Source organism: Streptomyces polyasparticus (assembly GCF_014493765.1).
In the GTDB taxonomy this organism is placed as follows: domain Bacteria; phylum Actinomycetota; class Actinomycetes; order Streptomycetales; family Streptomycetaceae; genus Streptomyces; species Streptomyces polyasparticus.
The window spans coordinates 209436-221923 of sequence record NZ_JACTVJ010000005.1; the positions used below are offsets into that span (position 1 = coordinate 209436).

The 12488-nt window shown below is 73.7% G+C and carries 9 protein-coding genes; 7 read left to right on the forward strand and 2 right to left on the reverse strand.

What is annotated here, in order from left to right; all coding sequences use genetic code 11:
* The first annotated feature begins 11 nt into the window (after positions 1 to 11).
* From H9Y04_RS09380 to H9Y04_RS09395, 4 genes are all read left to right on the forward strand, one after another.
* Positions 12 to 695, forward strand: a complete 684-nt coding sequence (locus tag H9Y04_RS09380) for a YesL family protein (RefSeq protein WP_187813272.1) — start codon at positions 12 to 14, stop codon at positions 693 to 695.
* Positions 692 to 2722 carry a beta-galactosidase gene (locus H9Y04_RS09385; protein WP_187813273.1) on the forward strand — a complete coding sequence of 677 codons (2031 nt, stop codon included), beginning with the start codon at positions 692 to 694 and terminating at the stop codon, positions 2720 to 2722. The genes H9Y04_RS09380 and H9Y04_RS09385 overlap by 4 nt, the downstream gene beginning before the upstream one ends.
* Positions 2723 to 2819: 97 nt before the next feature.
* Positions 2820 to 3344, forward strand: coding sequence for a hypothetical protein (locus tag H9Y04_RS09390; RefSeq protein WP_187813274.1), 525 nt, complete (start codon positions 2820 to 2822; stop codon positions 3342 to 3344).
* 25 nt (positions 3345 to 3369) lie between these two features.
* Positions 3370 to 3891 (forward strand): hypothetical protein, encoded by a 522-nt coding sequence (locus H9Y04_RS09395; RefSeq protein WP_187813275.1) that lies wholly within the window; start codon positions 3370 to 3372, stop codon positions 3889 to 3891.
* Between the two features lie 4 nt (positions 3892 to 3895).
* Here H9Y04_RS09395 and H9Y04_RS09400 read toward each other — a convergent pair whose 3' ends face one another.
* Positions 3896 to 5878 carry an alpha-glucuronidase gene (locus tag H9Y04_RS09400; protein ID WP_187813276.1) on the reverse strand — a complete coding sequence of 661 codons (1983 nt, stop codon included), beginning with the start codon at positions 5876 to 5878 and terminating at the stop codon, positions 3896 to 3898.
* 218 nt (positions 5879 to 6096) lie between these two features.
* Between H9Y04_RS09400 and H9Y04_RS09405 the strand changes: the two genes are divergently transcribed.
* The gene (locus tag H9Y04_RS09405) at positions 6097 to 10575 is read left to right on the forward strand and encodes a cation-translocating P-type ATPase (RefSeq protein ID WP_236070695.1); all 4479 of its coding nucleotides are present in this window, start codon (positions 6097 to 6099) and stop codon (positions 10573 to 10575) included.
* 101 nt (positions 10576 to 10676) lie between these two features.
* Here H9Y04_RS09405 and H9Y04_RS09410 read toward each other — a convergent pair whose 3' ends face one another.
* Positions 10677 to 10967: a hypothetical protein gene (locus H9Y04_RS09410; protein ID WP_214661064.1), complete on the reverse strand. Its 291-nt coding sequence runs from the start codon at positions 10965 to 10967 to the stop codon at positions 10677 to 10679.
* Positions 10968 to 11231: 264 nt separating this feature from the next.
* On the opposite strand from H9Y04_RS09410, the gene H9Y04_RS09415 reads away from it, so the two are divergent.
* Both H9Y04_RS09415 and H9Y04_RS09420 read left to right on the forward strand, forming a co-directional pair.
* Positions 11232 to 11504 carry a hypothetical protein gene (locus tag H9Y04_RS09415; protein WP_187813277.1) on the forward strand — a complete coding sequence of 91 codons (273 nt, stop codon included), beginning with the start codon at positions 11232 to 11234 and terminating at the stop codon, positions 11502 to 11504.
* 151 nt (positions 11505 to 11655) lie between these two features.
* Complete coding sequence (locus H9Y04_RS09420; protein WP_187813278.1) at positions 11656 to 12435, forward strand: collagen-like domain-containing protein; 780 nt, start codon at positions 11656 to 11658, stop codon at positions 12433 to 12435.
* Positions 12436 to 12488 lie beyond the last annotated feature (53 nt).

Consider the following 12488-nt stretch of genomic DNA (forward strand, 5'->3'; position numbering starts at 1 on the left):
GGGGACGGCCGATGAGCGGGACCGCCGCGGCGGCGTTCGGCACGGGGCCGCTGTCCCGTGCCTGCGCCCTCGTGCACACCCTGCTCACCGTCGAGGTGCTGCTGCTCGCCACGGTGGCACCCGGCGCCGCCGGCCTGCTGTTCCTCGGCGGCGCCCCCGCCAACCTGCCGCTGGCCGCGCTGTGTCTGCTCCCCCTCGGCCCCGCGCTGACCGCCGCCCTGTACGCGCTGCACCACCGCAGCCGCGACCTGACGGAGCTGCGTCCGGCGCGTACGTATCTGCGGGGGCTGCGCCTCACCTACGCGTCCGCTCTGCGGATCTGGCTCCCGCTGCTGGCCTGGCTGACGGTCATCGCGTACAGCCTCACGCATTTCGCGGCGTCAGGGCTGCCCGGCTGGTGGGCGGGCCTGCTCGGCCTGATCGGCGTCGGAGCGGCCCTGTGGGGCGCCAACTGCCTTGTGCTGCTGGCCCTGTTCACCTTCCGTACGTCGGACACGGCGCGCCTCGCCGCGTACTTCATGGTGCGCCGGGGCGGGGCGACGGCCGGGGCGCTCAGCGCGCTGATCGTCGCGGGCGCGGCGACGGTGTGGTTCACAGAGGCCGTGGCGCTGCTGCTCGCCCCGCTGCTTCTGCTGTCGCTGCTGCGCACCAGCCGTCCGATGATCGCGGAGACCGAGGAGGACTTCACCGCATGACCGGCTTTGCGCCCCGCACGGCGAAGATCCCGTACGGCGGGGACTACAACCCCGAGCAGTGGCCGGAGGAGGTGTGGGAGGAGGACCACCGGCTGTTCGGCAAGGCGGGGATCGACACGCTCACGGTGGGGGTGTTCGCGTGGTCGGTGGTCCAACCCACGCCGGACACCTATGACTTCACGGTGCTCGACCGGGTTCTCGGCCTGGCCGCACGCGAAGGCCGCCGTGTCGTCCTCGCCACCGGGACGGCCGCGGTACCGCCGTGGCTGGCCCGCGCGCACCCTGAGGTCCACCGCACCGACTTCGAGGGGCGGCGGCACGGCTACGGGCAGCGGCACAACTTCTGCCCGAGCTCACCGGCGTACCGCCGCCTTTCCACCGCGCTCGCGGGCAGGATGGCCCAGCGCTATGCGGACCATCCCGTGCTGCTCGCCTGGCACATCAACAACGAGTACGGCGGCGCGTGTTACTGCGAGCTGTGCGCGCGGTCCTTCCGCGACTGGCTGCGCGCGCGGTACGGGACCCTGGACGCGCTGAACGACGCCTGGTGGACGACGTTCTGGTCGCACCGCTACACCGACTGGGCCGAGATCGAGCCCCCGAGCGCGCTCACCGAGCACTGGCGCGGACCCGACCACACGGCGTTCCAGGGGATCACGCTCGACTACCGCCGGTTCATGACGGATGCGCTGCTCGGCTGCTTCGTGGCCGAGAAGGAGGCCGTACGCGCCCACAGCGCCGGCACCCCCGTGACCACCAACTTCATGGGCCCGTATCAGCCGCTCGACTACCACCGCTGGGCGCCGCACCTCGACTTCGCGTCCTGGGACAGCTATCCGCCGCCGGACGCACCGCCGACCCGCGCCGCTTTCGCCCACGATCTGATGCGCGGTCTCAAGGGCGGCGCCCCGTTCTGGCTGATGGAGCAGACACCTGCCGCGACGGCCTGCCGCGACATCAACCCCCTGCGCAGACCGGGCGAGTTGCGGCTTGCGAGCTGGCAGGCGGTGGCGCACGGCGCGGACGCGGTCCTGTACTTCCAGATGCGGGCGTCGCGCGGCGCGTGCGAGAAGTACTTCGGCGCGGTGATCGGGCACGCGGGGCGCGAGGACACCCGGGTGTTCCGCGAAGTGGCGGCGCTGGGCGCGGAGTTGGCCGCGCTCGGGCCCGCGACGCTCGGAGCCCGGACCCCTGCCCGTACCGCCCTGCTCTTCGACTGGGACAGCTGGTGGGCCCTGGAGATCTCGGACGGGCCCTCCCGGCTCGTGTCGTACCTGGACGTCCTGCACGGCTACTACCGGGCGGCACGGGAGGCCGGCGCGGATGTCGATGTCGTTCCGGTGACCGCGGACCTTTCGGCGTACGACGTGGTGCTCGCGCCCCTCCTGCACCTGATCAAGGGTGATGTCGCGACCCGCCTGGAAGCCGTCGCGGAACGCGGCGGCACCGTTCTGACCACCTGCCTCTCCGGCCGCAACGACGAGCACGACCGGGCCTTCCTCGCCGATGTGCCGGGCCCGCTCGGGCCGCTCATGGGCATACGCGTCGACGAGTGGGACGCGCGGCCGGCTCACGAGGACCGCCCCGTACGGCTGGGCGACCTGGAGGCGGCGGGCAGTCTGGTCTTCGAGATCGTCCTGCCGCGGGGCGCCGAGCCCGTCGGCACGTACACCGCCGACTTCTACGCGGGCACCCCGGCGGTGACCCGTCACCGGTTCGGGGACCGCGGCGGCGAGGGCTGGTACGTGGCCACGCTCCTGGACGAGGCCGGCACCGGCGAGGTGATACGTCAGGTCCTCGCCCGCCACGACCTGCTCGGCCCGTACGCACGGCACCGGGGAGTGGAGTCGTCCCGCCGTGTGACACCGGACGGCACCGAGCTGCACTTCCTCCTCAACCACACTGCCGCCACTGCCGAGTTGACCGCCCACAGCTCAGCGACCGACCTTCTGACGGGCAAGCCGTACGAGCCCGGCGACCCCTTCACGCTCGGTCCGCTGGGGGTCGCCGTGCTGCGCCTGGCATGACCCTGCAAAGTTAGAGGTACTGCGTCGGTCCCCCGCCCCGCACACTGCTGACGTCGGCCGCCCTTCGGCGGCCGGTGCATCCGCATGAGGGGGACAAGTGAAGAAACCGAACGGCATCGCACGGCGAGCGGCGGGGCTGCTTTCAGGTGCCGCTCTGACGGCAACCGCCCTGATCGGCACGTCCGGCCCGGCACAGGCGTACGGCACCAACCCGGTTCCCGATCACTTCACGTACGACACCGACACCTGTCCGTGCAGCGGCGGGAACCTCACCGATCCGTTCGACGGCACGTACTTCGAGTACGACGCCGGCGGCAGGGCGCAGAAGGTCGAGCTGTACAGCGGCGACTGGTTCATCGGCAAGGTCGAGTTCCACCCCAGCTCCGAGAAGCTGTGGATCTACGACACCAGGAACGACGGCGACACCTTCTACGTCAAGGCCACCTACCGGCACAACGGGACGACCCACGACCTGGGCACCTTCTCCGCGCCCGGCACCTCGGCAGTCATGGACTACACGGTCAAGGACTTCGACCTGCCCGAGGGCTCCGGCGTCATCTTCTGGCTGTACGACGAGAGCGGCGAGCGCGACTACTTCGGCTCCGGAAGCGGCATCGCGTAACAGTCGGATCAACGGGAGGAACACCATGCAGTTCAAGGCAAAGGCCGCTGGGCTCGCGGCGGGAGTGGCAGCGCTGACCGCGTCGCTGATCGGCGGGGCGCTGCCCGCGCAGGCATACGACCCCGATCCCACAGTCAGCAGCTACTCCAGGGACACGGACACCTGTCCGTGCAGCGGCGGCACCCTCGGCGATCCCTTCGACGGGACGTACTTCGAATACGACGCGGGCGGCACCGCCAGAAAGCTCGAGCTCTACAGCGGCGACTGGTTCGTCGGCAAGGTCGAGTTCCACCCGTATCAGCAGAAGCTGTGGGTATACGACACGAAGAACGACGGGGACACGTTCTACGTGCACGTCGCGGTCGACAATCACGACGGCCACGGCCTCACCGGCTGGGGCCAGTACAAGGCGCCCGGGACCTCCGCGGTGATGGATTACGAGACGTTCACGCTCCGCAACGTCTCCGAGGGCGCTTCCATCCGGATACGGGTCTTCGACGACGAGCACCACACGGATCTCATCGCCACGGCATACGGCACCGCCTGACGGCTCAGTGGATCCGGCGCCCGTACCGGTCCGGCACCCCGGACTTGCGCAGGAAGTAGCTGTTCACCTGGTCGCGCCACTCGCGGGCCGAGCGCACCTGCTCCTCGTACCGCTCGGCCACGCGTGCGTGCCAGGCCTCCGGCACCAGGTCCGCGAGGGAGGACCACAGCTCCCTCGCGGCCTCGGCCTCCTCGACTCCCTCGAAGTGCGTGTCGTAGATGTGCTGGACGACGGTCTTCCCGCTGTGCAGCACATGCCCGTACGGGACGTGGTGGAAGAAGAGGAGCAGCTCGTCGGGGCAGGTCTCCGGTGACTCGTACGTCTCGGACCACGGCTTCGCGTACTGGCCCGTGTACCCGGTCCCGGTCGCCCGGGTGCGGTCGACGCCCACGCCGTCCCGGTCGGCGAAGTGGTACGTGCCCCAAGGGCTGTACTCGTAGCCGTCGACGCTCGGCCCGTAGTGATGACCGGGCTGCACCATGAAGCCCACGCCGAGGGGGGCGGTGTACTTCTCGTACGTGGCCCAGGAGCCGGCCAGGACGGACCGCACCCCGGCGCGCAGCCGCTCCGGGTCGTCCGTCCGCGCGGGGGTGAGCGTCGACTCCAGCCATTCGTCCAGGAGTCGACCGGGGTCGGCGTCGGGCTGCCAGGCGAGGCGGCCGAAGGCGTAGAGGTTGAACTGGGCGAGGGGGTGGCCGGTCCAGAAAGGGTCGTCGCCGGCGTTCGACACGGCGACCAGGCCTCCGCTCGCGGCCAACTCGCCCACACTCGGCCCCTGTTCACCCTCCGGCCGGAAACCGAGGACCTCGGCCCACATCGGCGCGAGCGCGCACGCGTGCCGCTGCTGCCCGGTGTACTCCTGGGTGACCTGCAGCTCCACGGCCACGCGGGTGCGGGGCATGGCGCCGATGACCGGCGAGACGGGCTCGCGGACCTGGAAGTCGACCGGTCCGTGCTTGACCTGGAGGACCGCGTTGTCCCTGAACCGACCGTCGAGCGGGGCGAAGTGGTCGAACGCGGCGCGCGCACGGTCCGTGGTCCGGTCGCGCCAGTCCTGGCGGTGGTTGTAGACGAAGGCCCGCCAGTGGACCGTGCCGCCGTGCGGAGCCAGCGCGTCGGCGAGGAGGTTCGCCCCGTCGGCGTGGCTGCGGCCGTACGCGAAGGGGCCCGGCTGGCCCTCGGAGTCGGCCTTGACGACGAAGCCGCCGAAGTCGGGGATGTGCGCGTACACGCGGTCGGCGGCCTCCCGCCACCAGGCCCGCACCCGCTCGTCGAGCGGGTCGGCGGTGTCGAGACCGCCGAGCAGCATGCTCGCGGCGAAGCTGACACAGAGGTGGACGCGCAGCCCGTACACCCTGAACTCGTCGGCCAGCGCGGCGACTTCCTCGATACGGTCGGTGAGCAGCCGGGCCTCGACCGGACCGACGTTGACGTTGTTGACGCTCAGGGCGTTGATCCCGCAGGACGCGAGCAGCCGCGCGTACGCACGCACCCGGGCCATGTCGCCGCGGGCCCGCCCGTCCTGCCAGAACAGCGAGCCGCCCGCGTACCCGCGCTCGACCTGGCCCATCACGGGATGGACGGAGACGTTGTCCCAGTGGTCAAGCATGCGCAGCGCGACGGCCGGCCGGTGCGTCTGCGCGGGCGCGGTGGTGAAGGCGGACTCGCCGAGGCGGACCACATGGAACCAGCCGTACAGGAGCCCGGCCGGGTCGGCCGCGGTGACCATGGTCAGGCCGGGGCGGCGCTCCAAGGTGAACCCCTCGGGGCCTTCGTCACCCCCCTCGGCCAGGTCGAAGCAGAGGTCGTGCGACGCGTCGCCCGTCACCTGAGCGCCGCCGAACTTCCGGCAGGCGTAAGCGACTTCGCCCCGCAGCGTGTCGGCCAAAGGCCCCTCCCCCCGCACCAGAACGCGCCGGGAACCCACGTCCCGCAGCACCTCGTCGGGCAGCCACGCAGGGTCGATACCGGTCGGCAGGCTGCTCATGTCGTGGTCCCCTTCATACGGGCACAGTTCGTCGGAAGGCCGCTCTCCTGTGGATTCTCCCGGCTGCGGACGGGGATTCGTCAAGTGCCTTACCAAATTGACCGGCCCGGATACCGCCGAGGCCGCCTGTGCGGCGGCGCGGGTTTCGTCAGGGCCCATCGGATCACTCGGCCGCGCACACCACTTCGTACGACAGCGGGCTCGGGTGAGGGACGGACATGGACTTCGGCATGCCTCGGCGGCTTCGACCGGCCTCGCTCGTGGGTGCGGCCGCCGGGATGACGACGGGTGCGCTGCGGGCCGCCGCGAACGCGACGGCGGCCGTGGGCACCGCGGCGGTCCGGGTGGAGCACGTCGCGGCCGGCGCGCTGCCGGGGCACGGTCCCGGCTGGCGGGCGGGCTCCCGTGTGCACGTCCCGCTGCGGTCGAGCACCCCGGGGCGCAGGCGGGACCGGCTCGGGGCGGCCGCCCGGCGGGCGGCGGGCCGGATCGCGCGGCATCCCGCGATCCGGCAGGTGCACTGGGACGAAGGTCTTGAGCGGGTGGTGCTCTCCTTGGCCTCCGGCGCCGACACCGAGTCCGTACTGGAGGAGGTCTTCCAACTCCTCGCCGAGCACGGCCTGGAGCTGACCGAGGACGTCCTGGACGAGGAGCTCACCCATCCGGGAGACGTACGCGAGGTCCGCACGGCGGCGGCCGCGCTGGCCCTGGACGCCGCGGGGGTGGCGGGGGCCGTGGCGGGGCTCGCCCTACGACTGCCCGCCTCTTCACGCCTGGTCACCGCGGGGGTGACGCTGCTGCGGGAGAGCCCGCGGGCGCGAGCCGCCTTGCGCGGTCGGTTCGGCCGTACGGGGCGCGATCTGGTGCTCGCGGCGGCCAACGCCGCGGCCCACGGAGCGGGCCAGTCCCCTGTGGCGCTGGTGCTCGACGCGGCGCTGCGCACCGGCCAGTTGGCGGAGGCGACGGCGCGTGCGGCGCTCTTCGAGACCGCGCACGACGAGGTGTGCGCGCCGGGACGGCGCAGCGTCGGCGAGCCCGGTGCCGCGCGGCCCGCGCTGCGTGTGACGCCCGCCCAGGAGTACGCGGCCGCGGCGGGCGCGGGCAGCGGGGCGGGGGCCGCGGCGGCGCTCCTGGTCAAACACGATCTGCGCGAGGCCGCGGAGGCGGTGCTCGCCGGCTCGCCGAAGGCGGCACGGTACGGACCGGCGGCCTTCGGCTCCGTACTCGGCCTGGGGCTGGCGCGCGACGGCGTGCTCGTACGCGATGCGCGCCGGCTGCGGCGGCTCGAGCTCGTGGACACGTTGGTTCTGGAGGCGGGGGCGCTGCGGGGACGGGATGCGACGCGGACCGGTGCTGATGCCGGTGCCGGTCTCGATCCCGGTGCCGGTCTCGATGCCGGTGCTGGTGCCGGTGTCGATGCCGGTGCCTGTATCGGTGCCGGTGCTCGTATCGGCACCGCCGCGGAGACTGCCCCCGTACGGGAAGAGCCCGAGGCCGATCCGCTGACGGAGGCCGTGCTCGACGCGGCCCGGCGAGCGGGGCTGCATGTGGTGCTCACCAGCGATCCGGCGCTGTCCGAGTTCACCTCCGTGGCCGATGAAGTGGCCCCGCGGGGGCGGCCGTTGGAGCGGATCGTGTCCGGACTGCACGACGAGGGGCGGACGGTCATGACCGTGGCACGGGTGCCCGCCTCCGGTGACGAGGAGGTGCTGCGGGGCCTGCTGGCCGGGGACATCGCCGTCGCCGTCACCGACGCGGACTCCGCCGTGGCGTGGGGCGCGGATGTGCTCGCGCGCGGCGGACTCACCGATGTGTGGCGGCTCGTGGCCGCGATCCCGGCGGCCCGGAGCGTGGGCAGCCGGTCCCTGATGCTCGCGCGGGCCGGCGCCGCCCTGTCCGGACTGATGGTCGCGGCCGGCACACGGCCGCGCTCCTGGCCCGCCCTGCCCGGCACGCGGCACGCTCCGGTGAACTCCGCCGCCTCACTCGCCCTGTTCGGCGGCCTGCGGTCCGCCGCCGAGGTGGCGCGGGCCCGCCCGCCGAAGCCGCGTGCGCGCGTGCCGTGGCACGAGCTGACCGTCGACGAGGCCGAGGCCCGGCTCGCGCGGGCGGCCGCGGAGCCGTCGGCCGTCGAACGATGGCGCGCGGCGGCCGGCCGGCGCACCCGCGCCACGCTCGGCTCGCCCCTGCTGGCCCCCGCGCGCTGGACGCTGCAACTGACCGGCGCCGTACGCAAGGAGCTCGACGATCCGCTCACGCCGGTGCTCGCCACGGGTGCGGCCGCTTCCGCGCTGCTCGGCTCGGTCGTGGACGCGCTCCTGGTGGTGGGCGCCATGGATCTCAACGCGCTGGCCGGCGGCATCCAGCGGCTGCGGGCCGAGCAGGCGCTCGCCGGCCTCGCGGCGGAGCAGAAACCGAAGGCGCGGAAAGTCGCGGCCGGAACAGGGGCGAACGGAGCGGGGGCAGCCGGACCGGGGGCGAACGGAGCCCTGACCACGGACGCGGCCCGCCTGGCGCCCGGCGACCGGATCGTCCTCGTCGCGGGCGACGTCGTCCCCGCGGACGCGCGGATCGTGGAGCAGGAGGGTCTCGAGGTCGACGAGTCCTCGCTGACCGGCGAGTCCCTGCCGGTCGGCAAGGGGACCGGTCCGACGCCGGACGCCCCCGTGGCGGAACGCCACTGCATGGTCTTCGAGGGGACCACCGTGGTCGCCGGCGAGGCCACGGCCGTGGTGGTGGGCACGGGCGAGCGCACCGAGGCGGGGCGGGCCGCCACCCTCGCCGCCCGCACCCCGCCGGCCGCCGGAGTCCAGGCCCGGCTGCAGGAACTGACGCGCAAGGCGCTGCCGTTGACGCTGTTCGGCGGCGCGGCCGTGAGCGGTCTGGCCGTGCTGCGCGGCACGGGGCTGCGGCGCGCCGTGAGCAGCGGGGTCGCGGTGGCCGTCGCGGCCGTGCCCGAGGGTCTGCCCCTCGTCGCGACCGTGGCCCAGATGGCGGCGGCACGGCGGCTCTCGCGCCGGGGCGTGCTCGTGCGGACGCCCCGCACCCTGGAGGCGCTCGGCCGGGTCGACACGGTGTGCTTCGACAAGACGGGGACGCTCACGGAGAACCGGCTGCATCTCGTACGCGTCGCCACGGCGGACGGCACGCTGTACGGAGCGGAGGACGAACACACCGTAGAGGTGAGGACGTTGGCCGCCCGGGCCTGCCCGCAGCCGGACCAAGGCGACGGGCGGCGGCCACGGCATGCCACCGACGAGGCGGTGCTCGCCGCGGCGCCCGGGGACGATGTGTGGGAGGCGCGCGAGGAGCTGCCGTTCGAGGCGAGCCGCGGCTATGCCGCCGCCACGGGACGCAACGGAGCCGATGACGTCCTCGTGGTGAAGGGGGCGCCCGAGGTCGTCCTGCGGGCCTGCCGCGACCTGCCCGCGCACGCCTCCGAGGCGGCACAGCGCCTGGCCGGCGAGGGCCTGCGGGTGCTCGCCGTGGCCACCGCCCGGGGCCGCGGGCTCGAAGACCCGCTCCAGGACCTGGAGTTCAAGGGCCTGCTCGCCCTGGCCGATGTCCCCCGCCCCACCTCCGCCGCCCTTCTGTCGCGGCTGCGGGACGCGGGCGTCCTGCCCGTGATGCTCACCGGCGACCATCCGCGCACCGCGCACGCGGTCGCCGTCCAGCTGGGCTGGTCCGAGGACACGGAGGTGATCACCGGGGACGAGCTGCTCGCCATGGACCGCGGCGACCGCGCCGCGGCGCTGCACCGGGCGGAGGTCGTCGCCCGGGTCGCGCCCGAGCAGAAGCTCCACGTCGTCGAGGCGCTGCGGGAAGCGGGGCGGGTCGTGGCGATGACCGGGGACGGCGCCAACGACGCCGCCGCCATCCGCGCCGCGGACGTGGGCGTCGCCCTCATGACCCGCGGCTCGGCCGCCGCACGGGGCGCGGCCGACATCGTGCTCACGGACGGCGATCTGTCGGTCCTGGCCGACGCCGTGGACGAGGCACGCGCGCTGTGGCGCAGCGTGGCCGACGCGATCAGCATCCTGATCGGCGGCAATGCGGGCGAGGTCGGGTTCAGCGTGCTCGGCACCCTGGTCTCGGGCGCCTCGCCGCTCTCCACGCGGCAGTTGCTCCTGGTCAATCTGCTCACGGACATGTTCCCTGCGTTGGCCGTGGCGGTGACGCCGAGCGACGACGAGAGCAGCGCCCGGCAGGCGGCGCGGCCGATGGGCACGCACCTTCTCGGCGAGCCGCTGCTGCGGCAGATCCGCCGGCGCGGGGTGACCACATGCCTGGGGGCGGTGACCGCGTATCTGATCGGCCGGTTCACGCCGGGCACCGTCCGGCGGTCGAGCACGATGGCGCTGTGCGGAGTGGTCGGCGCCCAGCTCGTCCAGACCCTTGCGGGCCGGCGGCACAGCCCGCTGGTGTGGGTCACGGCACTGGGCTCGGCGGCGGTGCTCGCCGCGCTGGTGCAGACCCCGGGCGTCAGCCACTTCTTCGGCTGCACTCCGCTGGGTCCGGTCGCGTGGACGGGTGTGATCGCGGCCATCGCTCTCGCCGCCCTGTCGCCCCGCCTTGAACAACTGCCTTTGGTACGGGGCGCGTTCGAAGCAGGCACGCGCGCGGCGATACGCCCGGGCGAGCTGGGACGGACGGTACGCGACGCTTCGGTGCACGGCTTCGAGGCACCGGCGGCCTGAGCTCGGGCGCTTCACCTGCGTCAGCACTCGGTTCGTCCGCGTCCGTTCGCCCGCGTCATCCGGCAGGGTCCACGTCAGGTCGCCCGCGTCATCGCTTCGTCTCAGCGCTCTCCGCGCGCCTCCGCCCCGCTCTCCCCCACGTCGCCGGCGTCCTCACCGGCCACCCGGCCCACCGGCCGCCCGCTGGGCCCGCTGCCGGTGGTCGACCCCCGGGTGCCCTCGTCTCCCGGCCGGTCCTCCCCGGGCCGCTCACCGCCGGCCGGCCGGGAGCCCGCGACGGCCGCGTCCTGCGCGACGTCGCTCTCCCGGGGCGTGGCCGCGGGCCGGGGCCCGGAGCCCCATCCCTTGCGGAGTCCGTCAAGCCAACCGCGCACCTTGGTCGCTGCCTTCATGCCGGCCGGGTACCACGTCCGGCACATCCCACACGGTCGCGCGCGGGGCGCCCGCCGGATCCGTACGCAAGAGACCCGCCGTCCGTACGCAGGAACCCCACCGGATCCGGCCGCGGAGCCCCTCGCTGACGCACCGGAAGTGACGCACCGTCAGCACACTTCCGGATGTACCGGGCACATCGGAGCAAACAAGTTCGCTCCGCGCTCGTTGTTCCGCCGAGAGTTCACACCGGCACAATCCGGTGGCCAAGTAGGAGGCACTCCTTGGATGCCGGCACCACCCTGCTCGGCTCGACCTTGGCCTGCGTGGGGGTCTTGGGCGCGGCCTTGGTGGCATACCTCGGCAAGCGCGGCGAGAACGCGCTGACCGGATATTCGAGCCTGACGGAGCGATTACAGGCGGAACGCGACCGGCTCGAACGCCAGGTCGCCGAACGCGACTCCCGCATCGCCGAACTGGCCAGTCTGCACGCGGCCGATCAGACGGAGATCGCCCGGCTGCGCCTCGACGTACACCGGCTCGGAGGTCCGCATTGATTCCTCCTGTACGACGCCGTGTCCCGTATCCGGGAGGTGCGCCGCGCGCCGCCGCTCCGCTTCCCGGGAGCGTGGACCACACCGCCCTCCTCCCCCGCGGCGCCCATCGCGCCACCCCCGCTTCGGCTCCCGCCCGCCCCCGGAGGCACCCGTGACCAACCGCATCGAGCGGCTGCTCGCGCTGCGCTGGCGCAAGATCTTCCTCGTCTGCCTCCTGATCGCGCTGTCCGGGATCGCCGTCATCCTGTGGGCCCGTATCGACGAGGGCGAGCGCCGGGCCGACCGTCTCGCGCAGGAGGCGACGCGCAGGGGCGAGGCCCTGTCGACGCTCGCCGAGGACGTCCGCACGCTGCGCCGCCAGGTCTCGGCGGCGGGCGAAACCCCGGCCGCGCCCGATCCGTCGGAGGCGGTGGACGATCTGCTGGCGCGGGTGCGCGTACCGGCCGGAAGCCCCGGCGCTCCCGGCAGGGCGGGCGCGAGCGGCAAGGCGGGCGCGAGCGGGGCGCGGGGAGAGCGCGGGCCCGTCGGCCCTTCCGGTCCCCCCGGTGCGGACGGTGCGCCCGGCCCCTCGGGCGATCCGGGGGCCGGTGGCGCCCCCGGACCGGCGGGCGCGGACGGCGCCATGGGTCCGGCCGGTCCCGCGGGGCCGCCCGGCGACGGCGGTACGAAGGGTGAGCGGGGCGACCCGGGACCGGCCGGACCCGTGGGTCCCGAGGGCGCGCAGGGCCCGCGCGGCGAGGCGGGACCCTCCTGCCCCGAGGGCTACAGCCTCCAGGTACCGGCCACGGATCCCGATGCCCTCGTATGCCGGCGCGCACCGGCGCCCGCCCCGTCCCAGGCGGCGGCGGTGCTGCCGGTCCTGCCGGCACTGCGGCGGCGGCCGGCTCCGGGGGAAGGGGATGACGGCGGCGAAGACGTACAGCAGGAGTAGTGCCGGCAGACGGCAAGCGTGCGGGAGGCCTGCGGAAAGCAGGGGCCCGAAGA